Origin of the sequence: Pseudomonas sp. BIGb0558 (genome assembly GCF_024807515.1) — a bacterium.
Taxonomy (GTDB): Bacteria; Pseudomonadota; Gammaproteobacteria; order Pseudomonadales; family Pseudomonadaceae; genus Aquipseudomonas; species Aquipseudomonas yamanorum_A.
On record NZ_JANUEW010000002.1, the window covers coordinates 329,713 to 352,985 of the forward strand.

General features: G+C 61.9%; 19 protein-coding genes. 3 read left to right on the forward strand and 16 right to left on the reverse strand.

The window, feature by feature from the left end; translation table 11 throughout:
- Positions 1–5: 5 nt before the first annotated feature.
- The 11 genes from hutI to hutC form a co-directional block, all read right to left on the reverse strand.
- Positions 6–1,211, reverse strand: coding sequence for an imidazolonepropionase (gene hutI, locus M2400_RS04785; protein WP_259195236.1), 1,206 nt, complete (start codon positions 1,209–1,211; stop codon positions 6–8).
- 17 nt (positions 1,212–1,228) lie between these two features.
- On the reverse strand, positions 1,229–2,635 hold the full coding sequence (locus M2400_RS04790; RefSeq protein WP_259195235.1) for an amino acid permease: 1,407 nt from the start codon (positions 2,633–2,635) through the stop codon (positions 1,229–1,231).
- A gap of 181 nt (positions 2,636–2,816) precedes the next feature.
- Positions 2,817–4,355 (reverse strand): histidine ammonia-lyase, encoded by a 1,539-nt coding sequence (hutH, locus tag M2400_RS04795; RefSeq protein ID WP_259195234.1) that lies wholly within the window; start codon positions 4,353–4,355, stop codon positions 2,817–2,819.
- A gap of 114 nt (positions 4,356–4,469) precedes the next feature.
- A complete protein-coding gene (gene hutH / locus M2400_RS04800) occupies positions 4,470–5,993 on the reverse strand; it encodes a histidine ammonia-lyase (RefSeq protein ID WP_259195233.1) in 1,524 nt (507 codons plus the stop codon).
- Between the two features lie 136 nt (positions 5,994–6,129).
- The gene (locus M2400_RS04805) at positions 6,130–6,954 is read right to left on the reverse strand and encodes a glycine betaine/L-proline ABC transporter ATP-binding protein (protein WP_259195232.1); all 825 of its coding nucleotides are present in this window, start codon (positions 6,952–6,954) and stop codon (positions 6,130–6,132) included.
- Entirely contained in the window at positions 6,951–7,802 is an 852-nt protein-coding gene (locus M2400_RS04810) for a proline/glycine betaine ABC transporter permease (RefSeq protein WP_017478193.1), read from the reverse strand. Before M2400_RS04810 ends, M2400_RS04805 begins: the two co-directional genes overlap by 4 nt.
- 71 nt (positions 7,803–7,873) lie before the next feature.
- Positions 7,874–8,839 carry an ABC transporter substrate-binding protein gene (locus M2400_RS04815; RefSeq protein ID WP_259195231.1) on the reverse strand — a complete coding sequence of 322 codons (966 nt, stop codon included), beginning with the start codon at positions 8,837–8,839 and terminating at the stop codon, positions 7,874–7,876.
- 69 nt (positions 8,840–8,908) lie between these two features.
- Positions 8,909–10,366 carry a cytosine permease gene (locus M2400_RS04820; protein ID WP_177114313.1) on the reverse strand — a complete coding sequence of 486 codons (1,458 nt, stop codon included), beginning with the start codon at positions 10,364–10,366 and terminating at the stop codon, positions 8,909–8,911.
- Positions 10,367–10,516: 150 nt separating this feature from the next.
- Positions 10,517–12,187: a urocanate hydratase gene (gene hutU / locus M2400_RS04825; RefSeq protein ID WP_177041055.1), complete on the reverse strand. Its 1,671-nt coding sequence runs from the start codon at positions 12,185–12,187 to the stop codon at positions 10,517–10,519.
- A 411-nt stretch (positions 12,188–12,598) separates the two neighbouring features.
- Positions 12,599–13,159 carry a HutD family protein gene (locus M2400_RS04830; protein ID WP_177076008.1) on the reverse strand — a complete coding sequence of 187 codons (561 nt, stop codon included), beginning with the start codon at positions 13,157–13,159 and terminating at the stop codon, positions 12,599–12,601.
- Complete coding sequence (hutC, locus tag M2400_RS04835) at positions 13,156–13,866, reverse strand: histidine utilization repressor (RefSeq protein ID WP_003217980.1); 711 nt, start codon at positions 13,864–13,866, stop codon at positions 13,156–13,158. The genes M2400_RS04830 and hutC overlap by 4 nt, the downstream gene beginning before the upstream one ends.
- Positions 13,867–14,013: 147 nt before the next feature.
- Here hutC and M2400_RS04840 point away from each other — a divergent pair, with 147 nt between their 5' ends.
- Positions 14,014–15,378 (forward strand): formimidoylglutamate deiminase, encoded by a 1,365-nt coding sequence (locus M2400_RS04840; RefSeq protein ID WP_177114315.1) that lies wholly within the window; start codon positions 14,014–14,016, stop codon positions 15,376–15,378.
- Between the two features lie 113 nt (positions 15,379–15,491).
- Here the strand turns inward: M2400_RS04840 and M2400_RS04845 are convergent, their stop codons facing one another.
- Positions 15,492–16,061: a lipocalin family protein gene (locus M2400_RS04845; protein WP_177041051.1), complete on the reverse strand. Its 570-nt coding sequence runs from the start codon at positions 16,059–16,061 to the stop codon at positions 15,492–15,494.
- A 32-nt stretch (positions 16,062–16,093) separates the two neighbouring features.
- A complete protein-coding gene (locus M2400_RS04850) occupies positions 16,094–16,348 on the reverse strand; it encodes a hypothetical protein (RefSeq protein ID WP_003217986.1) in 255 nt (84 codons plus the stop codon).
- A gap of 233 nt (positions 16,349–16,581) precedes the next feature.
- Between M2400_RS04850 and M2400_RS04855 the strand changes: the two genes are divergently transcribed.
- Positions 16,582–16,854 (forward strand): type II toxin-antitoxin system Phd/YefM family antitoxin, encoded by a 273-nt coding sequence (locus M2400_RS04855; protein WP_177114317.1) that lies wholly within the window; start codon positions 16,582–16,584, stop codon positions 16,852–16,854.
- Positions 16,851–17,174 (forward strand): type II toxin-antitoxin system RelE/ParE family toxin, encoded by a 324-nt coding sequence (locus M2400_RS04860; RefSeq protein ID WP_259195230.1) that lies wholly within the window; start codon positions 16,851–16,853, stop codon positions 17,172–17,174. Before M2400_RS04855 ends, M2400_RS04860 begins: the two co-directional genes overlap by 4 nt.
- 56 nt (positions 17,175–17,230) lie before the next feature.
- Here the strand turns inward: M2400_RS04860 and M2400_RS04865 are convergent, their stop codons facing one another.
- The 3 genes from M2400_RS04865 to M2400_RS04875 all read right to left on the reverse strand — a co-directional run bounded on the left by M2400_RS04865 (position 17,231) and on the right by M2400_RS04875 (position 23,240).
- Entirely contained in the window at positions 17,231–18,241 is a 1,011-nt protein-coding gene (locus M2400_RS04865) for a class 1 fructose-bisphosphatase (protein WP_177041047.1), read from the reverse strand.
- A 107-nt stretch (positions 18,242–18,348) separates the two neighbouring features.
- Positions 18,349–19,704 (reverse strand): DUF3999 domain-containing protein, encoded by a 1,356-nt coding sequence (locus tag M2400_RS04870; RefSeq protein WP_259195229.1) that lies wholly within the window; start codon positions 19,702–19,704, stop codon positions 18,349–18,351.
- Positions 19,704–23,240: a DUF2339 domain-containing protein gene (locus M2400_RS04875; RefSeq protein ID WP_259195226.1), complete on the reverse strand. Its 3,537-nt coding sequence runs from the start codon at positions 23,238–23,240 to the stop codon at positions 19,704–19,706. The genes M2400_RS04870 and M2400_RS04875 overlap by 1 nt, the downstream gene beginning before the upstream one ends.
- Positions 23,241–23,273: the final 33 nt, after the last annotated feature.

A 23,273-nucleotide genomic window follows, 5' to 3' on the forward strand; every position in this document is an offset into this window, starting at 1 on the left:
ACTCCTTAAACGGTGACATCGGCGCCGTGGCGCACGACGCGTTTATCCAGCTCGCCACCCAGCCAGTAGGCCAGGTCGGCAGGGCGATCGATCTGCCAGGCGACAAAGTCCGCGACCTTGCCCACTTCCAGCGAGCCGTGGCTGTCGCCCAGGCCCAGGGCGGTGGCCGCGTGTTGCGTGGCGCCGGCCAGGGCTTCTTCCGGGGTCATGCGGAACAGGGTGCAGGCCATGTTCAGCATCAGGCGCACCGACAACGCCGGCGAGGTGCCCGGGTTGAGGTCGCTGGCGATGGCGATCTTCACGCCGTGCTTGCGCAGGGCGTCCATCGGCGGCAGCTGGGTTTCCCGCAGGAAGTAGAACGCCCCCGGCAGCAACACCGCGACGGTGCCGGAAGCGGCCATGGCGATGGCGTCTTCCTCGGTCATGAATTCCAGATGGTCCGCCGACAACGCCTGATAGCGCGCTGCCAGGCTGGAGCCGTGCAGGGACGACAACTGTTCGGCGTGCAGTTTTACCGGCAAGCCGAGTTTCTGGGCGGCGATGAACACACGCTCCACCTGCTCCGGCGAAAACGCCAGGTATTCACAGAAGGCGTCGACCGCATCCACCAGGCCTTCCGCCGCCAGTGCCGGCAGCATCTCGGTGCAGACGTGGTCGATATAGGCGTCGGCGCGGTCCACGTACTCCGGCGGCAACGCATGGGCCGCCAGGCAGGTGCTACGCACACTGACCGGCAACTCGGCGCCGAGGCGACGGATCACCCGCAGGATCTTGCGCTCGCTGGCCAGGTCCAGGCCGTAGCCGGACTTGATCTCGACGGTGGTCACACCGTCGCGCAGCAAACTGCGCAGGCGCTTGTGGCCGCTGGCAAACAGCTCATCTTCGGTCGCCGCGCGCGTGGCGCGTACGGTGCTGGCAATACCGCCACCGGCGGCGGCGATCTCGGCGTAGCTCACGCCTTGCAGCCGCTGCTCGAACTCGCCGCTGCGATTGCCACCGAACACCGTGTGGGTGTGGCAGTCGATCAGCCCGGGGGTGACCCACGCACCTTGCAGGTCATGGGTGGTTGCGTAGTCCGCCTTCGGCAGATCGGCGCGCGGGCCGATCCACTCGATGAGCGTACCCGAGGTAACGATGGCGGCATCCTCGATGATCGAGTAGTTGCCCTGGGCCATGGTTGCAACGTGGCAGTGTTGCCAAAGCGTTTTCATTCAACACCTGCGTTAGGTTATCGGTGAGACAAAGCCGGGTCGTAGTGGACCTTGGCCGTTTGCCCGGCGGCGGGCTTGACCCACAGCAGGTAGGCAACGATCAGCAGGACGATCCACACGGCGCCGACCATTAGGGCGGCCTGGGTGTCCGGGAAGTAACCCAGCACGCCGAAGATAAACAGCATGAACACGATGGCGGCCGCTGGCGCATAGGGCCAGAACGGCACCGGGAATTTCAGCTCGGCGATCTGCTCCTGGGTCATCGCGCGACGCATGGCCACCTGGGTGACCAGAATCATCAGCCACACCCACACAGTGGCAAAGGTCGCAATCGAGGCGATCACCAGGAACACGTTTTCCGGGATCAGGTAGTTGAGCACCACGCCGCCCAGCAACGCAGCACCCATCACCACCACGGTCATCCACGGCACGCCCTGTTTCGACAGCTGGGCAAAACCCTTGGGCGCCTGCCCTTGCTGGGCCAGGCCGTACATCATGCGGCCGGCGCCGAAGATGTCGCTGTTGATGGCCGAGACGGCGGCGGAAATCACCACGATGTTGAGGATGGTCGCTGCCGAGCCTATCCCCAGGTTGCTGAAGATCTGCACGAACGGGCTGCCCTGGCTGCCGATCTGCGGCCACGGGTAGATCGCCATCAACACAAACAACGTCAGCACGTAGAACAGCAGGATGCGCAGCGGCACCGCGTTGATCGCCTTGGGAATCACGCGCTGCGGGTCCTTGGCTTCGCCGGCGGTGATGCCGATGATTTCGATGCCGCCAAAGGCGAACATCACCACCGCGAAGGACGCAATCAAGCCGCCCACGCCGTTGGGCATGAAGCCGCCGTGGGCCCACAGGTTACTGAGGCCGGTAGCCGGCGCGTCGCCCGCCGAGTGAATGCCGAACAGCATGATGCCGAAGCCACCAAGGATCATCGCGACGATGGCGCCGACCTTGAGCAGCGACAGCCAGAACTCCATTTCGCCAAAGACTTTGACGTTGCACAGGTTCAGGCCGCCGATCAGCAACACGATGCCCAGCACCCAGACCCAGCGCGCGACTTCGGGAAACCAGAAGCCCATGTAGATGCCGAAGGCGGTGACGTCGGCGAGGCAGACGATGATCATTTCAAAGGCGTAGGTCCAGCCGAGGATAAAGCCGGCCATCGGGCCCAGGTAGGTGCTGGCGTACTGGCCGAAGGAGCCGGACACCGGGTTGTGCACGGCCATTTCGCCGAGGGCGCGCATCACCATGAACACCGCGGCGCCACCGATCAGGTAGGCCAGCAGTACAGCGGGGCCGGCCATCTGGATGGCGGAGGCAGAGCCGTAAAAGAGCCCGGTACCGATCGCGGAACCGAGGGCCATGAAGCGAATATGTCGGGCTGAGAGCCCGCGTTTCAAACCTTTTTCCTGGTGCATTTCTCGTCCTTAATTATTTTTATCCTGAGAAAATTCGAATCTGCAGAAGATCAATGTGAGAGCTGTCGAGCCTTGGCGAGGCTGCGATAGCGGTGGGTCAGGCTACGAAAATGTTGCCTGTGCCGGCGCCATCGCAGCCTCGCCAAGGCTCGACAGCTCCCACACTGGATCGGTGTGGCTGTTACAGGCTCGGGAGCAACTTCGCCGGCACCAGCTCATTCAGGCAGCGCGTTGCCAACAGCTCACTGGCGGCATTGATGTCTGGCGCAAAGAACCGGTCCTTCTCATAAAACGCGACTTTGCTGCGCAGGATCCCGCGTGCCTTTTCCAGCGCGGGTGAAGTCTTCAAGCCATTGCGCAGGTCCAGGCCCTGGCACGCCGCCAACCATTCCACCGCCAACACACCACGGGTGTTCTCGGCCATTTCCCACAGGCGCTTGCCCGCAGCCGGAGCCATCGACACGTGGTCTTCCTGGTTCGCCGAGGTAGGCAGGCTGTCGACGCTATGGGGATGCGCCAGCGCCTTGTTCTCGCTGGCCAATGCCGCTGCCGTCACCTGGGCGATCATGAAGCCGGAGTTCACACCGCCATTGCCCACCAGGAACGGCGGCAGTTGCGACATGTGCTTGTCCATCATCAGCGAGATGCGGCGTTCGCTCAGGGAGCCGATTTCCGCGATGGCCAGCGCCATGTTGTCCGCCGCCATGGCCACCGGTTCTGCGTGGAAGTTGCCGCCGGAAATCACGTCACCTTCCGCCGCAAACACCAGTGGGTTATCCGATACAGCGTTGGCTTCCACCACCAGCACTTCGGCCGCCTGGCGGAACTGGGTCAGGCAGGCGCCCATGACTTGCGGCTGGCAGCGCAGGGAGTACGGGTCCTGGACCTTGTCGCAGTTCTCGTGGGATTGGGACACTTCGCTGCTTTCGCCCAGCAGGGCGCGATAAGCGGCGGCGGAGTCGATCTGGCCACGCTGGCCACGGGCCGCGTGAATACGCGCGTCGAACGGCGAGCGCGAACCCAGCACGGCTTCCACCGTCAGGGCACCGCAAGCCAACGCACCGGCAAACAAATCTTCGCCTTCAAACAGGCCACGCAGCGCGTAAGCGGTGGAAACCTGAGTGCCGTTGAGCAGCGCCAGGCCTTCCTTGGCCGCCAGGGTCAGCGGCGTGAGGCCGGCGACTTTCAGCGCTTCGGTGGCTTCCAGCCATTCGCCCTTGTAGCGGGCCTTGCCTTCGCCCAGCAGCACCAGCGACATGTGGGCCAACGGCGCCAGGTCACCGGAGGCACCCACCGAACCTTTCAGCGGAATGTGCGGGTAAACCTCGGCGTTGATCAGGGCGATCAGCGCGTCGATCACCTGCCGGCGAATCCCGGAAAAACCCCGGCTCAGGCTGTTGACCTTGAGCACCATGACCAGCCGCACCAGCGCATCGCTGATGGGCTCACCGACGCCGGCGGCGTGGGACAGCACCAGGGAACGCTGGAGGTTTTCCAGGTCTTCGCTGGCGATGCGGGTCGAGGCCAGCAGGCCGAAACCGGTGTTGATGCCGTAGGCGGTGCGGTTCTCGGCGAGAATCTGCTCCACGCAGCTAACACTGGCTTCGATCTGGGCCGAGGCGCTGTCATCCAGACTGAGGGTTACCGGCTGCTGGTAGATGGCTCGCAGTTGGGCAAGGCTCAGTTGGCCTGGAATCAGGTTTAGCGCAGTCACATTCATGCTCCTTTTGAGAGTGTTGTTAACTACCAGTCGCTCCGGATGCTTCCGTTATCCGCCGCTGTGCTCTTTTAGAGGATCAGTCGGCTTGGCACGCTGGTTATTGTTGGGAAAAGATCAGTGCAAATTCGGTAGCGTGCGTTGCAGTAAATCGGCGTGCTTGAGCAACGCGGCTGCGGCCGCGATGTCCGGCGCCAGCCAGCGGTCCTGGTCGTAGGCCGGGACGTGTTCGCGCAGCAAACGCCAGGCGGTATCGGTACCGGCGCCGAAGCGCTGCTCCTGGAGAAACTCGAACGCCTGGGCCGCCAGCAGGTACTCGATGGCGAGGATCTGGGTGACGTTTTCCAGCACCGAATGCAGCTTCAGCGCCGCGTTGGTGCCCATGCTCAAGTGGTCTTCCTGAAGGCCCGAGGTGACGAAGTTGTCGAGCACCGCCGGTTGCGCCAGCTGGCGGTTTTGCCCGCACAGCGAAGCGGCGACGTACTGCACGATCATCATCCCGGAGTTGACCCCGGGGTTGCTCACCAGGAACGCCGGCAGGCCACTGACGTGGGGGTTGATCAGGCGGTCCAGGCGGCGCTCGGCGATGGAGCCGATTTCGGCCATGGCGATGGCCAGCATGTCGGCCGCCAGGGCCACGGACTGCCCGTGCGGGTTGGCCTGGGAGACCACGCGGTAGTTATCTGGCGTGCCGAGCACCAGCGGGTTGTCGCTGGTGCCGTTGAGTTCGGTTTCGATCTGCCGGGTGGCGTGCTCCAGTTGATCGCGGGCAGCACCGTGCACCTGGGGGATCGAACGGATGCTGAGGGCGTCCTGGGTACGAATGCCTTTGCTGCTGGCGATCACTTCACTGCCATCGAGCAGCGCGCGCAGGTTAATGCCCACTTGCTGCATGCCCGGGTGCGGCTTGAGGGCGATGATCTCTTCGTCGAAGGCGTCGATCTGACCGCGCTGGCCTTCAAAACTCATGGCACCGATCACATCAGCCCACTGCAGCAAACGGTGCGCATCGGCCAGGGCCAGGCAACTGAGGCCGGTCATGCACGGCGTGCCGTTGACCAGGCACAGGCCGTCTTTGGCACCCAGCACCACCACCTGCAAACCTTCTTCGGCGAGGGCCTGGTGCGCCGGGACGATGCGGCCCCGGTAGCTCACGTTGCCAACACCGAGCAAGGCGATGCTGATGTGGGCCATGTGGGTCAAATAGCCCACCGAGCCCTGGGACGGAACCTGCGGCGTGATGCCATGGTTGAGCAGCGCCAGCAGTGAGTGCACGACTTGCGGATGCAGGCCGGACTTGCCGTGGCTGTAGTTGATGATGGCGCAGCAGATGATCGCGCGGGTCTGTTCGTCGCTCAGCGCCGGGCCGACGCCGCAGGCGTGGCTGAGCAGGGTGTTGCGCGACAGCCGGCTGAGTTGCTCGCCCTTGAGCGATACGTTGCACAAGGCGCCCAGGCCGGTGTTGACGCCATAGGCGCGCTCGCCGCTGGTGACGATGCGCTGGACGATGGCCTGGGCATTGTCGATTCGCGCCCAGGCCTGGCCCGAGAGTTCGAGGACAGCACCGTGGCGGGCCACGGCGACCACGTCCTGCCAGCGCAGCGGGGCGTCGGCGATGATGATTTTTTCAGCCTGGGACATCTTTGTACCTTCTCCAATTCTTGTGCAGCTTCACCGGCCTCATCGCAGGCAAGCCAGCTCCCACAGGGGGAATGCATTTCAATTGTGGGAGCTGGCTTGCCTGCGATAGCGCCAGTCAACTCACCACAAATCGCGGTCAAACCACGGCAGCCCGCCGCTGAACGAACCGGTCCACATACTCATCCGCCGGCGAATGCAAAATCTCCCGGGGCGTGCCGACCTGGATCAGCTTGCCGTCCTTGAGGATCGCAATGCGGTTGCCGATGCGCACGGCCTCGTCGAGGTCGTGGGTGATGAAGACGATGGTCTTGTGCAGGGTCTTTTGCAGTTCCAGCAACTGGTCCTGCATCTCGGCGCGGATCAGCGGGTCGAGGGCGCTGAACGCTTCGTCCATCAGGATGATGTCGGTGTCGGCCGCAAGGGCGCGAGCCAGGCCCACCCGTTGGCGCATGCCGCCGGACAGCTGGTGCGGGTATTTGTTTTCGTAGCCCTTCAGGCCCACGGTTTCGATCCAGTGCAGCGCACGCTCGGTGCACACTTGCTTGGTTTCGCCGCGCACTTTCAGGCCGTAGGCGACGTTGTCCACCACGCTCTTGTGGGGCAGCAGGCCGAAGCTCTGGAACACCATGCTGATCTTGTGCCGGCGGAATTGGCGCAAGGCTTCCATGTCCAGTTGCAGGATGTCTTCGCCGTCCACCAGGATCGCGCCGCTGGTGGGGTCGATCAGGCGGTTGAAGTGGCGCACCAGGGTCGACTTGCCTGAACCCGACAGGCCCATGATCACGAAGATCTCGCCGGTGGCGATGCTCAGGGACAGGTCGTTCACACCCACCACGCAACCGGTGTCGGCCAGCACCTGGTCCTTGGTCTTGCCCTGGCCAATCAGCGCCAGTGCTTCCTTGGAGCGGTTGCCGAAGATCTTGAATACGTTTTTGACTTCAATCTTGCTGACGGTAGTCATTTGCTCGCCTCATGCCGTGGACGACCATAGGCCTGGGTAATGCGGTCGATGACCACTGCGAGAATCACGATCGCCAGGCCGGCTTCAAGGCCACGCCCGACGTTAAGCGTCTGGATACCGACGAGTACGTCTTCACCCAGGCCACGGGCACCGATCATCGAGGCGATCACCACCATCGACAGGGCCATCATCGTGGTCTGGTTGATCCCGGCCATGATGCTCGGCAGGGCCAGCGGCAGTTGCACGCCGAACAGTTGCTGCCAGCGGTTGGCACCGAAGGCGTTGATCGCTTCCATGACTTCACCGTCGACCTGGCGAATGCCCAGGTCGGTCAGGCGAATCAGCGGCGGCGCAGCGTAGATCACCGTGGCGAAAATCGCCGGCACCTTGCCCAGGCCAAACAGCATCAACACCGGGATGAGGTACACGAAGCTGGGCATGGTTTGCATGATGTCCAGCAGCGGCATCAACACCGAGCGCAGGCGGTTGCTGCGGGCCGACAGAATTCCCAGAGGAATGCCGATCAGCACCGAGATCACCGTGGCCACCATCATCAGTGCCAGGGTTTGCATCAGCTTGTCCCACAGGCCAACGGCGCCCACCAGGAACAGCAAGCCGACGATCACCGCCGTAGTGACCACCTTGCGCGTGGCGTGCCAGGCAATGCCGCCGACAATCGCCAGCATCAACCACCAGGGTGCCGCGCGCAGCACGCCTTCCAGGTTGACGATGGCCCACAACAGGGTGTCGGAGATGTGCCGGAACACATCACCGTAATTGGTCACCAGCGAATCAACCCAACTGTTGACCCAATCGGCGATGGAAAACGTAAAACTCTCAGGAAACATAGTGTGCTCTCGATCCAGTGGATTGTGGCCGGGCTTCCGGCTGCCTGCGAGGGCAACCGGAAACGCTCAACCTACAAGGCCGCTTCGATTTTCTTGGCTGCGTCGTCGCTCACCCATGCGTGCCAGACTTCAGGATGTTCCTTGAGGAAAATTTTCGCCAGTTTTGGTGATTCAATTCGCTCTTTGGCCATGCGGCCCAGGTTCTGGTTCAGCAGGTCGATAGGCAGGTTGACCTTTTCCAGCACGGCCACCAATTCCGGCGCTTGCTCGTGGAAGGTCTTGGACAGACCGACCTTGATGCTCACGCTTTTATCCACACCGGGCTTTTCTTCGAGTTTGACCAGGTCCACCTGGCCCATCAGCGGGGTGGGCGACCAGTAGTAGAACAGGATCGGCTCGCCGCGCTTGTAGCTCGACAGCACTGCCGCATCCAGCGCCGGTCCGGTGCCTGGGCGGAAGTTGGTGTAGGTGCTTTCCAGGCCATAGCTTTTCAGCATTTCGCTGTTGTCCAGCTCACAGGTCCAGCCGGCGGGGCAGTTGTAGAAGCGGCCCTTGGACGGTTCTTCCTGGTCCTTGAACACCGAGGCGTATTTGGCCAGGTCGGCGATGTTTTTCAGGTCCGGCGCCTTGGGTTCCAGCTTGCGCTTGGCATCGCCTTCGATCACGTAGCGCGGCACGTACCAGCCTTCAACCGCACCTACCACCGGAGCGCCGACACCGACGACTTTGCCGGCCTTCTCGGCCTTGTTCCAGACTTCGCTGCGGCCAACCCACTCCTCGGCGAACACCTGGATGTCGTTGCTGCTCAGGGCGTTCTCCATGGTGATGGAGTTGCCTGGCAGGCTGTCGGTTTTGCAGTCGTAGCCTTTTTCCAGCACGGTTTGCAGGATGTCGGTGAGCAACATGCCGCTTTCCCAGTTCAGGCCGGCGAATTTCACCGGTTTGCCGGATTCGCACCAACCGGCCGCCTGGGCGCCAGCAGAAGCCAGCAAGCCTGCCGAGAACAAAGTGGCCAGCAGGGTCTTATTCATTTTCATTGTTGTGACGCTCCCAATCTTGAAATGGATTACGGCAGTCAGTAGGCATCCTGCCCTGTCCACGTCCCATCAGGCCTGTGCAGCCAGCCCGTTTGTCGTTGGTGCAGCGCCCTGCTCTACCGGCAGGATCAGGTGTTCAGGTATTGCGCTGTGCCACTTTTTGGCGGCCCAGTAGTAAAGCGCAGCCGGCACCACCAGGCCGATGATCCAGGAGATATCGGTGTCGCCGAGGCTGGCAACCAGTGGTCCGGTGTAGAAATGCGTGGAGATGAACGGCATCTGGATCAGCACGCCGAACACGTAGATGCTGATGCCCATCACGTTCCAGCGACCGTAGCGGCCGTCGGGGTTGGACAGTGCCGGGATGTCGTAGCGCTCTTTGGTGATGCAGTAGAAATCCACCAGGTTGATCGCGCTCCAGGGCGTGAAAAACGCCAGCAGGAACAGGATGAACGCGGAGAAATCCTTGAGGAACGAGTCCTTGCCCAGCAACGCCAGCGCGGCCGCAATCGACACCATCACGAAGATGTACAACAGGCGCGTGCCACTGCCGATATGCCGGCTGCCACGGAAGCCACTGATGATGGTCGCGATCGACATGAAGCTGCCGTAGGCATTCAGGGTGGTGACGGTGACCTTGCCGAAGGCGATGCTGAAATACAGCAGCGCCGCGACGATCCCGGTGCCGCCCAGGCCGACGATGAATGACACTTCGTGGTGAGCGAATTGCGAGCCGGCCAGGGCCGCGGCAAACACACCGAACACCATCGACGCCTGCGCACCGATCACCGAACCGAGACCCACGGCCCAGAAGGTTTTCGAAGCCTGGGTGCTGCGCGGCAAGTAACGCGAGTAGTCCGCCACATACGGGCCAAACGCGATCTGCCAGGACGCCGACAGGGAAATCGCCAGCAGGAAACTGCTGAGAGAAAAATGCTTGTTGCCCAGCAACGCACCGATGTCGTTACCGGCCAGCAACTTGTAGAACAGGTAGACGAAAGCCACTACCCCCAGCACGCTGGCAACCCGGCCAATGCCGTGAATCACCCGGTAGCCGAAGATCGTGAACACCATGATCAGCCCCGCGAACAGCACGATGCCCACCCAGTCCTCAACATGGAGCAACTGCGCCACCGCCTGCCCCGCCAGCAATGAGCCGCTGGCGGAAAAACCGATGTACATCAGGCACACCAGGACCAGCGGGATCACCGCGCCATACACGCCAAACTGCACGCGGCTGGAGATCATCTGCGGCAAGCCCAGTTGCGGGCCTTGCGCCGCATGCAGCGCCATGACGCCGCCGCCCAGAAGTTGACCGATCAGCAGACCGATCAACGACCAGAACACATCACCGCCCAGCACCACGGCCAGGGCCCCGGTGACAATCGCGGTGATTTGCAGGTTGGCACCCAACCACAGGGTGAACTGACTTAACAGACGGCCGTGTCTTTCCGCTTCCGGGATGTAGTCGATCGAACGCCTTTCGATCAACGGGGTGCTGCTTGCACGAGCGTCTTTTACAGCCATTGTTGTTCAACCTCTGATGGATTGTTCTGCATGCGGATTGCTCTTCTGTGGGAGCTGGCTTGCCTGCGATGGCATCACCTCGGTCTTACTGACAAACCGAGTCGCCTGCATCGCGGGCAAGCCCGGCTCCCACAGGAACCGAGCCGGTCTTTATTTGATCATCGGCAGGTTCAGGCCCTGCTCTTTGGCGCAATCGATCGCGATCTGGTAGCCGGCATCGGCATGACGCATCACGCCGGTGGCCGGGTCGTTGTGCAGCACGCGAGCGATTCGCTCGGCGGCTTCGTCGGTACCGTCGCAGACAATCACCATGCCCGAGTGCTGGGAGAAGCCCATGCCGACGCCGCCACCGTGGTGCAGCGAAACCCAGGTCGCGCCGCTGGCGGTGTTGAGCAAGGCGTTGAGCAGTGGCCAGTCGGACACGGCGTCGGAACCGTCCTGCATCGACTCGGTTTCACGGTTGGGGCTGGCCACCGAGCCGGAGTCGAGGTGGTCGCGGCCGATCACGACCGGTGCCGACAGCTCGCCGCTGCGCACCATTTCGTTGAACGCCAGGCCCAGCTTGGCGCGCTGGCCCAGGCCAACCCAGCAGATACGTGCCGGCAGGCCCTGGAAGCTGATGCGCTCGCGGGCCATGTCCAGCCAGTTGTGCAGGTGGGCGTCGTCCGGGATCAGCTCTTTGACTTTGGCGTCGGTCTTGTAGATGTCTTGCGGGTCGCCCGACAGCGCAGCCCAACGGAACGGGCCGATGCCACGGCAGAACAGCGGACGGATGTAGGCCGGTACGAAACCCGGGAAGTCGAAGGCGTTTTCCACACCTTCTTCCTGCGCCATCTGGCGGATGTTGTTGCCGTAGTCGAAGGTCGGGATGCCTTGCTTCTGGAACTCGAGCATGGCTTTGACGTGCACGGCCATCGACTGTTTGGCAGCCTTGATCACGGCGGCCGGTTCGGTCTTGGCGCGGGCGCGGTATTCATCCCAGGTCCAGCCGGCGGGCAGGTAACCGTTGAGCGGGTCGTGAGCGCTGGTCTGGTCGGTGACCATGTCTGGGCGCACGCCGCGCTTGACCAGTTCCGGCAGGATTTCAGCCGCGTTGCCCAGCAGGGCGATGGAAATCGCGCGGCCTTCCTTGGTGTATTTGGCGATGCGCGCCAGGGCGTCGTCGAGGTCAGTGGCTTGCTCGTCGACATAACGGCTGTTCAAGCGGAAGTCGATGCTGACCTGCTGGCATTCGATGTTCAGCGAGCAGGCACCGGCCAGGGTCGCGGCCAATGGCTGGGCGCCGCCCATGCCGCCGAGGCCGGCGGTCAGGACCCAACGGCCCTTGAGGTCATCGTTGTAGTGCTGGCGACCGGCTTCGACGAAGGTCTCGTAGGTGCCCTGCACGATGCCCTGGCTGCCGATGTAGATCCAGCTGCCGGCGGTCATCTGGCCGTACATGGCCAGGCCCTTGGCGTCGAGTTCGTTGAAGTGTTCCCAGCTCGCCCAGTGCGGCACCAGGTTGGAGTTGGCGATCAGCACGCGCGGGGCATTGCTGTGGGTCTTGAACACGCCGACGGGCTTTCCGGATTGCACCAGCAGGGTTTCGTCGTCATTGAGGTTGGTCAGGCTTTCGACGATCTGGTCGTAGCATTCCCAGTTGCGCGCGGCACGACCGATGCCGCCGTACACCACCAGTTCTTTCGGGTTTTCGGCAACCTGTGGGTCGAGGTTGTTCATCAGCATGCGCAGCGGCGCTTCAGTCAGCCAGCTTTTGGCGGTCAGCGTATTGCCGCGTGCGGCACGGATTTCAACGTCACGGTACTTGGTAGGCTTGGTCACAAAAAATTCCTCAACGATCAATGCGCGAACATGATTGGTGCGAAGAGGATGTCCATGGACTCTTACGCACACATCTTTACTTGTACATACAAGCATATGCAATCAAGCGGCCAACTTTGCGCGCAAGGTTTGAAGAATTTTCCGGGATGAGGGTGAAAGCCTTGGAAAATAAGGCTTCGCTGCTTGATGAATTTTCTTACAGAGGATTTTTACAGCGCGGGAGACTTGTCACCGAGGCAGTGCTTTGCGCCATGCTGGGGCGTTCGGTAACAAGTTGGTGCGGGGGCTGGAAACAGTTTCCAGCGTCGCTGGAGATCAACTGTGGGAGCTGGCTTGCCTGCCATAGCGGTTGGTCAGCCATGCATCTGCTGCTGATACACCGCTATCGCAGGCAAGCCAGCTCCCACATTTTTAACCGCGTTTAGTCAGCTCGATGACGCAGCAACGACCCATGACGCTGACGTCCAGCAGGCCGGTGTTACCGTCCAGTTGCAGGCAGTCGTGACGGCTCAGACGCTCACCGAGCACCTTCACTTCATCGGCCACACTGAACACCAGCACGGTGTGCGCGGCGCTGAAGAAACGCTGCGTACCGTCCATCCACTGCAACCGCGCCTGATAGCGTTGCGGTGAATAGATCAGGTTGAAATCGCGGATCGGCCCGCCGATCAATCGACAGGACACCTGGCTGTCACCCTTGAACGGGAACGGCTGCAGCGGTAACAACCCGCGCTGTTCCTCGCCATCCACCGTGAGCACCATGCCCGAGCCTTGCAGCACGGTGATGATCCGCTGATACCCGGCGAAGGTAGAGAACCCGCCCGACTCGGCGATATCGGCAATCGACAGGCGCCAGCCAAAACCGTCCAGGCCCTCGCCTGCATCACGGGTGATTTCTTCGGTGCTGCCGCCGCCGTTTTTCCACGGCATGCGCACGTAATCGGCGGCGCGCCAGACTTTCATCGAACTCATTTACTGAAACGTCCTTCCAGGCTATGACGGGAACCGGGGTGGATCAAACGCGCGGCGGTCACCGGCTGGCGGCCCGACCAGGTGCGGCGGCGAATCAGCAGGCATGGCTCGCTGGTTTCGATTTGCAGCAGCTTGCATTCGTCGGCGTCGGCGAGGATCGCCTCAACTACGTGCTCGCCTTCGGTCAGCGGCGCCACCTGGTTGAGGTAGGCATATGGCGTTTGCTGGGTGAAATCCTGCTGCAGGTATTCCGGCGCTACGAGGGCGTTGACGAAACGGTCTTCGATTTGCACCGGGATGTCGTTTTCGTAGTGCACGATCAACGAGTGGAACACCCGCCCGCCTTCGCGCATTTCCAGGGCGACGGCGCGCTCGGAACCGGCAGCTTCTTCACCGAGGGTAATGACTTTGCAGGTATGACGATGGCCGCGGGACGCGATCTCGTCGGCAATGTTGTGCACTTCAAACAGCGCCGACTGGCTCTTGGGCTCGGCGACAAACGTGCCCACGCCTTGCATGCGCACCAGCAGGCCTTCGGCGGTCAACTCACGCAGGGCGCGGTTGATGGTCATGCGGCTGAAGCCCAACTGGTTGACCAGTTCGCTTTCCGACGGCACGCGGTAATGAGGCGGCCAGTTGCCGTTGAGAATCTGCTGGCTGATCATCTGTTTGACACGGGCATACAAGGGCGCCGGACTTTCGTCCATGTGGGCAGCCAGTGAAGACTTGGCGGGCGGAGTCGGCACAGGGAATCCTTGCAGGTGAAAAAGAAGCATAGCTTGCCGGAGTTTACCGAGCAGGCAAACGTCTGTATATGTATATACAAATAAACACACGACCGGGGTGCCTTAATCATGTCCGCTTTCTTTGCCGAACGCGCGCTGCTGCCTAATGGATGGGCCAATGATGTACGTCTTGAAGTCAGCGCCGACGGCCTGCTGACCAAGGTTGAGCCCAACGCCAGCGCAGACGGTGCCGAACGGCTCAGGGGGCCGGTGCTGGCGGGCATGCCGAACCTGCATTCCCACGCGTTCCAGCGGGCAATGGCCGGGCTGGCGGAAGTGGCCGGCAACCCGAACGACAGTTTCTGGACCTGGCGTGACTTGATGTACCGGATGGTCGGCAAGATCAGCCCCGACCAACTGCAGGTCATCGCGCGCCAGCTGTATATCGAGATGCTCAAGGCCGGCTACACCTCGGTGGCCGAATTTCATTATGTGCACCACGACGTCAACGGCCAGCCCTATGCCGACCCGGCGGAGCTGTCGCGGCAAATCAGCCAGGCAGCCGCCAGCAGCGGCATCGGGCTGACCTTGCTGCCGGTGCTGTACAGCCATTCCGGTTTCGGCGGCCAGGCACCCAATGAAGGCCAGCGGCGCTTTATCAACAGCACCGAGAATTACCTGAACCTGCAATCACGCCTGCAACCGATCCTGGCCGCACAACCGGCGCAGCAACTGGGCCTGTGCTTCCACTCGCTGCGTGCGGTCACGCCACAGCAGATCAGCGAAGTACTGGCCGCCAGCGACAAGGCGTGCCCGGTGCATATCCATATCGCCGAGCAGCAAAAGGAAGTCGACGACTGCCTGGCCTGGAGCGGCCAGCGTCCGCTGCAATGGCTGTATGACCATGTTGAAGTGGATCAGCGCTGGTGCCTGGTACACGCCACCCACGCCAATCCGGAAGAAGTGACATTGATGGCCAAGAGTCGGGCGATTGCCGGGCTGTGCCTGACCACTGAAGCCAATCTGGGCGACGGGATTTTCCCGGCGGTGGATTTCCTGGCCCAGGGTGGGCGCATGGGGATTGGTTCCGACAGCCACGTATCACTGAGCGTGGTGGAAGAATTGCGTTGGCTGGAATACGGGCAGCGTCTGCGGGACCAGCGGCGTAACCGGCTGTATCGCAGCGATCAGCCGATGGTCGGGCGTACGCTGTTCGATGCCGCACTGGACGGTGGTGCCGAGGCACTGGGGCAGCCGATCGGGCGCCTGGAAGTCGGCAAGCGTGCCGATTGGCTGGTGCTGGATGGCAACGATCCGTACCTGGCGACGGCGAACGAAGACGGGATTCTCAATCGCTGGCTGTTTGCCGGCGGGGATCGTCAGGTGCGCGATGTGCTGGTCAACGGCCAGTGGGTAATTCGCGACGGGCATCACGCTGCCGAAGAAGACAGCAGCCGGGCGTTTACCCAGGTCTTGCGGGATTTGTTGGGCTGACAGACGACACATAACAAAATGTGGGAGCTGGCTTGCCTGCGATAGCAGTGGTGAATCCGACACCGCTATCGCAGGCAAGCCAGCTCCCACATTGGAATGGTAGCGCTCTTCAGTTACTGCGAAGTCTTCGCCATCTGCTTGTCCGACGTCCGCCAGATCAACCGGGTGGTGTCATACCCCTGTTGCCGCGCCCTGCTCAGCAGGTCTTCGCGAGTGTCGGCACTGACTGTCGGCGTGCGGGACAATAACCACATATAGCGCCGGCTCGGGCTGCCGACAATGGCGGTCTTGTAGTCATCGCTGATGTACAACACCCAGTAATCGCCCTTGGTCACGCCCGGCAACAGCGCGGTGAACCAGTTATTGAATTCCACCCAGAGCTTGTCGGTCCTGCCGGCAACTTGCGGCGTGGCCGTGCCCTTGGCTTCCTGCCACTTCCACTCCGGCGTCAGGCAGCGGTTGAACACCGACATATTGCCATCGGGCAGCAGCGTGTAACGGGCTTCGGACTGCGCGCAATTGCGCTGGAAGTACATCGGCAAACGGGCCAACTCATACCAGGTGCCCTGGTAACGCTTGAGGTTGACGCTGCCAACCGTCTTGGGTTGCAGATCATCGCCAGAATGGCTGGCGCAGCCCGCCAAAAACAGGCTGGCGCAGAGGTATAGAACGAAACGCATCATGTTGTTTTTCTCCCGCAGGCTTTCGCCCCGGTTTACTTCAGGCCTTGCCCGGAAAAAATCAGTACTTTGTCACCGGCGTATTGCACGCTGATAAAGCTGTTTTTATCGCCCCAGGTGCAACTGGACATACCCAGCGCGCCAGAACAATCAGTCGGCTTGCCCAACAACGACTCCACCTCGGCCTTGGGCATGCCGGCCGACAGTTTTGCGTAATTTTCTTGAGTGACCTTGCTGCAAGCGGCCAGAAGCACGCAAAACGACAACAGGGCGAGACGGCGTAACGACATGGAAAAACTCCTGGAGAGACGAAGCAGCTTGGGGGTCTGCCAGAAGCTTAGAAGGGAAAAGGGGTGTCTGGTTCCCGATGGGGGGTGGTATTTCTTTTTTCAATCCAGCGACTTTATTCGGGCTTAAAAAATGGGTGCGTTTCGTCGGATGACAGCGGCAATAAACCACTGCAATGTCACGAAGGACCAAATAAAGACTAAAATCAGTCCTATCTTCAAGAAAGGATCGTCCCGTGAAACTCTCATCCCAGATCAAACCCATCAGCTACTTGAAAAGCCACACTGCAGAGATCGTCAAAAATTTAACTGAAAGCCGTGAGCCACTGGTAATCACCCAAAATGGTGAGGCCAAGCTGGTTGTGATGGACGTGAAAAGTTTTGAAGAACAAGAAGAAACCATGGCCCTGTTGAAGCTTCTAGCCTTAGGTAGCCGACAAATTGAATTGGGCCAGTTTCAAGACATGGAGGACGTGTTCGCGGAACTGGACAAGGACGATGAACAATGAGTTTCAACGTTGTAATCCTTCACTTCGCCAAAAACGACCTCAAGGAAATTAAGTCCTATCTGATCCGACAGTTCTCTGCAGCGTCATGGCAACAAACCTACGACACGTTGAAGCAAGCTCTTCGTCGCCTGGAAACCCAGCCTTATGCCGGATCCATACCCGAAGAACTTGAAAAGCTCCATCTCGGCCGCTACCGGCAGACTGTGTGCGGGATGAATCGGATCATTTATGAGATCCACGATAAAACCGTTTACGTCCATATCATTGCCGATACACGGAAAAGCTTTCAGGCGTTACTGCTGAAAAGCCTTATTCAATAAACAAAAAAGCCCCGAAATGCTGAAAGCATTCGAGGCTTTTTGCTTACCGCAAAGACTTACGCCTTGTGGTAACCGGTCACACGCTCAACTTCTTCCTTCGAACCCAGGAACACCGCCACGCGCTGGTGCAGGCCTTCAGGCTGGATGTCGAGGATGCGCTGGTGGCCGTCGGTGGACGCACCGCCCGCCTGCTCCACGAGGAACGACATCGGGTTGGCTTCGTACATCAGGCGCAGTTTGCCCGGTTTGGACGGCTCGCGGCTGTCACGTGGGTACATGAACAGGCCACCACGGGTCAGGATGCGGTGCACGTCGGCAACCATCGCAGCCACCCAACGCATGTTGAAGTTCTTCTTCAACGGGCCTTCCTCGCCTTCCATCAACTCGTTCACGTAGCGCTGTACCGGAGCTTCCCAGTGACGCTGGTTGGACATGTTGATGGCGAATTCCTGGGTAGTCGCAGGAATGGAGATGTCTTCGTGGGTCAGCACGAAGCTGCCCATTTCACGGTCCAGGGTGAAGCCTTTGACGCCATCGCCCAGGGTCAGCACCAGCATGGTCTGCGGGCCGTAGATCGCGTAACCGGCAGCCACCTGCTCGGTGCCCGGCTGCAGGAAGGCCTTTTCGTTCAGGGCTTCGTTCTGGCTCAGGTATTCGTTCGGGCAACGCAGTACCGAGAAGATGGTGCCTACCGGTGCGTTGATGTCGATGTTCGAAGAACCGTCCAACGGGTCGAATACCAGCAGGTACGCGCCTTTCGGGTATTTGCCCGGGATCTGGTAGGCATTGTCCATTTCTTCGGACGCCATGCCGGCCAGGTGACCGCCCCATTCGTTGGCTTCGAGCAGGATTTCGTTGGAAATCACGTCGAGCTTCTTCTGTACTTCGCCTTGTACGTTTTCAGTGCCCATGCTGCCCAGGACACCACCCAGCGCGCCTTTGGAGACGGCGTGGCTGATTTCCTTGCAAGCACGCGCCACCACTTCGATAAGGAAGCGCAGATCGGCAGGCGTGTTGTTGCTGCGGGTCTGCTCGATCAAATAGCGACTCAGGGTAACGCGGGACATGGAAGGCTCCGGAAATAGGGGGCTAAAAACCCGCGCAGTTTAACGCGAGTCGGGGCGTATTTCCTCATATGAGAGGATTTAAACCCAATAGAGTTCATGGACTTTATTTAACGTGCCACCGGCGGCTTGCGCAGCAAACTGTAGGCCATGGCCCCCAGTGCCGCCACACCGAGCAGCAGCACGGCCCAGAGACCGAGTTTTTTCCAGTTCGGCCCGCTATCAACAGGGGCCACAACCGCAGGCGAAGTCACCACCGCCTCGCCCGCCACTTTCGCCTGCCCAAGCCCCGCGAGGCGCTCGGCGCTGTAATCCGGAATCAACGTCGACAGCGGCAAGTTCGCACCCTTCACCGACGGGTTGCCCAACGCCAAAGTGAACGGTGGCTCGCCCCGCGCCAGAAACACCAACTGCGTGGCCCGCACCGCAAAGCTCAAGGCCGGTGCCTCCACACCGAGACCGCCGCCGCGCTCGTCCACGTCGAGCTTGAGCTGGGCAACGGCCTGGCCCGGCAGTTGCAATTCATTCTGCAAAACGTCCTGGCCATTTTGCGTCAGCCGGTAGAGCAAACCGCTGCTCAACGGCTGCCAGGCCTGATTGCTTTCCCGACGGCCCGACAAAGTGACCGGCGCGAGGCTGTTCGGTTGGCTCAGATCAATGCGCAAGCGTTCGACATTCAGTGTGTTGGGCAACTGCCAGCTGTATTCGCCCGCTTTGAGACGGCTACCCGACAACGGCTGCGACCACACCAGCGGCAACGGCAAGCTATGGGCATTGACACTCTCCAACTGCGCCGACGTCAGCGCCGGTGCGGCCTGGCCTTTCCACAGCAGGCGCAGATAACGCGCCGATTGCCCCGGCAAACTCACTTCATGCTGCTCGACGCGCTCGTCGGCAAACGACAGCCGCGCCACCTGCCCTTCGCCCCAGGAACGCCAGTGCTGCAAGTCGTCGCTGGCTTCGATGCTGAAACGCTGGAAGCCGTCGCGTTCGCTGGTCCAGTCGAGAATCAGTTGCTGCAACGGGGCCTTGATCGCACTGGCATCGAGCAGCCAGCCGCGCAGGACTTCTTCGCCGGCCTCCAGCTGGCTGGGCGGCTGCACCTGCACCAGCGTGCCGGTGGATGTGGATTGCACGCGAACGCTGGGCACGGCTTCAGTGGAGTCGGCCGCGGCGTACAGTGGAAACCACTTCACGTTGGCCAGGCTGCGGCTTTCGGTGCTTTGCGCCGACTGCCGCGCCAGCGCGTAAGCCTGGGGCTCGCCGGCGGCGTTGAACACCCGCACGTCATTCAGGTCAGCCTGACGGGCGCTCAACTGCACCACCAGCGGCAGTTCCAGGCGGTACCACGGGCCTTCGCCGCTGACCGTCAGCGGCACCCGCGTGGTGAAGTCGGCGGGGGTTTCCTGGGCCCAGGCCGAACACGTTGTGCACAACCCCAACAGCACCACACTCAGCTTGCCCATCAAGAGGCCACTCCTTCAGATTCAACCACCGGCTCGGGACGCTTGGGCGGCAACGGGGCGAAATAGCCCACCACCAGCAACAGCCCGCCCACACCGATAAACGATACGATCCGCGCCAGCCCGCCGCGGTTGCTCAGTTCGACGAAGAACAATTTGGCGACCACCACCGCGATCAACACGGCACCGATCAGCCACACCTCGCGCCGATGACGCAGATGGCCACCGATCATCAGGCTCAGGGCAATCAGGGTCCAGACGATCGACAGCCCGGCCTGTACCAGCATCGATTCCAGCAGCGCATCCAGATGGAACGGCACGCCACCCCAATGGTGAGCCGTGCGCATCACCAGGGCGGTGAAGAAGGCGAACAACGACACACCGGCGACCGCCTGGGCGATCAGTTCGGCGCGTGGCCCACGCTGGGGTGCGGCGCTGCGGGACCACAGGTACACACCCAATAGCGCGAACAATAAACCCAGGTCCAGCGGGTTAAGCAGCGGCACATACGGCAGCGGCTCGGCGGTGCCGTCGCTGAAGATATTTGCCAGCCAGAACCAGCCAAGCATCAACACCGCCAACGGCAACGCGGCATACAACCGGTACTCGCGCGGGTACGCCGACACCGGCCATGGCCAGTTGCGCGGCACAGCAGCCAGCACCAGGTACAGGCTTGGCAGAATCGCCCAGCCCAGCCAGCGCCAGGCGTTGTATTCCTCGGACAGCAGTAACAGGCCGTAGCGCAGCTCCAGCGCCAACACGCCAATCAGCATCCAGCAGCCGAGCACATGGGCGGCGCCCAAGGCTTTTTCCGGGATGACCAAGGCCAGGCGCCGCAGCGAAACGAAGTGCACCGCAAACACCGCCGCCCACGCCAGCCAGGCGAAATTTGCCGACGGGTGATAACGCGAGTCCCATGAGCCCAGCAACACCACGCCGGCCGCCGGCATCAACAGCGCGCACAGCAAGCCCAGCGACGCCCATTGCAGCCTCAGGGCCAACACCGCCCAGATCGCCACACTCACCGCCGCCACTGCCAACAGCCAGGTACCTTGCAGCGTCGAGGGCGCAAAACGCAGCACTTCACTGACCAACGCCAGCGTCCACCAGGCCGCGCCCCACACCAGCAGCACGTCGGACAAGCGCTGCAGACTCAACGCCTCGAACACCGGCGCATGCGGCCGACGCTGCAAACGCCAGGCACCGACCAGCGCCGCCAGCCCAAGCACCATCGGCGTCCAGAAACCGCTATGGCCCAGGGGACGCAAGCCTTCGCTGGTCAGCGGCCCGAGCAAGTCCGGCACCGCGATCAGGAACGAAGCGCCGCCGATCACCTGCAGCAACAACCCGAAGACAAAACTGACGCGCTGTTGCAGATACAGGCTCAGCCAGATGATCAACAATCCACTGGCCGCCCACACGCCGCTGGCGGTCTCCCATGGCAGCACGAACAGCACCGCCAGATTGATCAACACCAGCCCGGCCAGCAGTACTACCGACAAGCCACGCAACAACCGCACGTCGCTGCGCACCATGCTGTCCCGCGCGGCCAGCAGCATGCCGCCGATCAACGCCAGGCCTATCAGCGAAGCGGTGAGCAACCCGCTCCAGCCGGCACTGAACACCGCGCTTGAATCAGCACCCGCCTGCAGGCGCAGCAGGAACAGCGCGCCACCCAACAGTTGCACGGCAAACGCGGTGAAGAGGAACGTACGCGAGCCGATGCGCAGGCCCACCAGCAAGGTTGCAAGGCCCGCGATTGCCCAACTGATGGCGGTGCCTTGGGTCAACAGCAGCAACGGGGCAAGCAGGTACAAGAAACCCAGGCCGACACTGGCCAACACTGGCAAGCCGCGACGCTCCCAATTCGCCGCTTGTTCAACCGAGGCTTTGCGCAGTTGAGAGAAACTGAACAGCAATGCCGCGCCCAGCAACAACGCCCCCAACGGTGCGCCATCCAACAGGCTGGTTTCGCCAACCCGCAACTCGCTGAGGAACGCCAGCGCCGAGCCGACTTGCAACAGCAAGCCAAACGCCCGCGCCAGAGGCCGCTGCTGACGCAGGCCGAGCCAGAAGATCCCGGCGCCTTCCACCGCCCAGGCCGCTGCGGTCCAACGTGCGTCGAGGCCCAGTGGGATCGCCAGGCTGGCGAAGATCACACCCAGTGCCAGGCAGGTTTCCGCCAGCAGCAAGGCGCGCCCGCCACTCAGCAAACGGGCCAGGCCCATGTAGATAATGCCCAGGGCCAGAGCGCTGAACGCAGCGGCAAACTCCAGGTGCTGCACCAGCGCAAACTGCAACCCGAAGCCCACCACCGGCGGACCGAACAGCATGCTGCCGTCGACATAATCGCCCTTGGCCGCCGACCAGCGCAGCAGCGCGCCACGGCTGTCATCCTGCGGCGCATCGCTCATCTCCAGCAATTTGCGCCGGGCGAACAACAGGCCGATGCCGAGGTACATCAGGAAAAAGAGAATCAGGAACGGCTCGGTGCTCCACAACAATTCGGGTGTGTAGGAGCGCATACCCCAGGCGAAGCCGATGCCGAAGGTGCCGACGAATCCGATCAGGTTGAGCAGGCGCCAGGCCTTGAACCAGGCGATGGCAAGGATGCCCGCGTTCAGCAGGGCGAAATAGCTGAACAGCGCCACATGGTTGCCGGCGCCGGTGGACGTAAGGATCGGCGCCGCAAAACCGCCGAGGGCAGCGGCGCAGGCCAGGCCGAGGGCGTCCTGGGTAATGGCCAGGATCGCCGAAAAGACCGTGACCGCCACCAGCAGACCGAGGGCGGCACCGGGATCGAGCAGCGGGTGCAGGCGCATGGCCGCGAACACCGTCAGGTACAGCACGGCGATGCCGGTGCCTTGCAGCATCAACCCGTAGTTGCTGTTGCGCAGCCGCAGCCACCAGCCCAGGCCCAGCAAGGCCAGCGCACAGCCGGCAACGCCCGCATAACGCAGCTCGATCGGCACCACCATCCCTTCAGTGGCATAACGCAGCAGGAACGCCAGGCCGAGGAACAACAGCACCACGCCGACCCGCAAAACGGTGTTGCCACCGAACAACCAGTTGCGTGCGCCGCTGATGGCGCGCTCGATGAGATTGGGGCCACGGGGCACCGCTGGCGCGGCGGGCTGTTCAGGGATGCTGTCGCTCGGTTCCGCCCTCCAGACGTCAGCCGGCAATGGCTGGCTGGGCTCGGCCGCTACCGTTGCGTACGCAGGTTCCAATTCGGCGGGTAATTCCCAGACGAGTTCGGGCGACGCCGTTACCGGCAGCGGCTCTTCGACAAGGATAGGTTCGGGGGTTTCAACGGCAGCCGGCCTTTCCAGCAAGGCCAGACGTTGCTCCACCCCTTTCAGGGCGTTGCGGACAGACTCCAACTGACGGCCTTGCTCCTCCGTGCGCGAGGCGAGCATCGACAAGCGGATCGCCTGGCCAATGCCCAAACCGAGGAGCGCACCAATGCCCGCATCACTGAACGACTCGTCGAGTGTCCAGCCGAGCACCAGGCCAATCAGCATGAAAATCCATTGCATGGTCGATATCCCTAAGCAGCCCGAAGCGGGCAA

Excerpts from the sequence above, each read along its gene's own strand:
- hutI (WP_259195236.1), bottom strand. The coding sequence starts at position 1,211 with ATGAAAACGCTTTGGCAACACTGCCACGTTGCAACCATGGCCCAGGGC.
- M2400_RS04790 (WP_259195235.1), bottom strand. The coding sequence starts at position 2,635 with ATGCACCAGGAAAAAGGTTTGAAACGCGGGCTCTCAGCCCGACATATT.
- hutH (WP_259195234.1), bottom strand. The coding sequence starts at position 4,355 with ATGAATGTGACTGCGCTAAACCTGATTCCAGGCCAACTGAGCCTTGCC.
- hutH (WP_259195233.1), bottom strand. The coding sequence starts at position 5,993 with ATGTCCCAGGCTGAAAAAATCATCATCGCCGACGCCCCGCTGCGCTGG.
- M2400_RS04805 (WP_259195232.1), bottom strand. The coding sequence starts at position 6,954 with ATGACTACCGTCAGCAAGATTGAAGTCAAAAACGTATTCAAGATCTTC.
- M2400_RS04810 (WP_017478193.1), bottom strand. The coding sequence starts at position 7,802 with ATGTTTCCTGAGAGTTTTACGTTTTCCATCGCCGATTGGGTCAACAGT.
- M2400_RS04815 (WP_259195231.1), bottom strand. The coding sequence starts at position 8,839 with ATGAAAATGAATAAGACCCTGCTGGCCACTTTGTTCTCGGCAGGCTTG.
- M2400_RS04820 (WP_177114313.1), bottom strand. The coding sequence starts at position 10,366 with ATGGCTGTAAAAGACGCTCGTGCAAGCAGCACCCCGTTGATCGAAAGG.
- M2400_RS04830 (WP_177076008.1), bottom strand. The coding sequence starts at position 13,159 with ATGAGTTCGATGAAAGTCTGGCGCGCCGCCGATTACGTGCGCATGCCG.
- hutC (WP_003217980.1), bottom strand. The coding sequence starts at position 13,866 with ATGGACGAAAGTCCGGCGCCCTTGTATGCCCGTGTCAAACAGATGATC.
- M2400_RS04840 (WP_177114315.1), top strand. The coding sequence starts at position 14,014 with ATGTCCGCTTTCTTTGCCGAACGCGCGCTGCTGCCTAATGGATGGGCC.
- M2400_RS04845 (WP_177041051.1), bottom strand. The coding sequence starts at position 16,061 with ATGATGCGTTTCGTTCTATACCTCTGCGCCAGCCTGTTTTTGGCGGGC.
- M2400_RS04850 (WP_003217986.1), bottom strand. The coding sequence starts at position 16,348 with ATGTCGTTACGCCGTCTCGCCCTGTTGTCGTTTTGCGTGCTTCTGGCC.
- M2400_RS04860 (WP_259195230.1), top strand. The coding sequence starts at position 16,851 with ATGAGTTTCAACGTTGTAATCCTTCACTTCGCCAAAAACGACCTCAAG.
- M2400_RS04865 (WP_177041047.1), bottom strand. The coding sequence starts at position 18,241 with ATGTCCCGCGTTACCCTGAGTCGCTATTTGATCGAGCAGACCCGCAGC.
- M2400_RS04870 (WP_259195229.1), bottom strand. The coding sequence starts at position 19,704 with ATGGGCAAGCTGAGTGTGGTGCTGTTGGGGTTGTGCACAACGTGTTCG.
- M2400_RS04875 (WP_259195226.1), bottom strand. The coding sequence starts at position 23,240 with ATGCAATGGATTTTCATGCTGATTGGCCTGGTGCTCGGCTGGACACTC.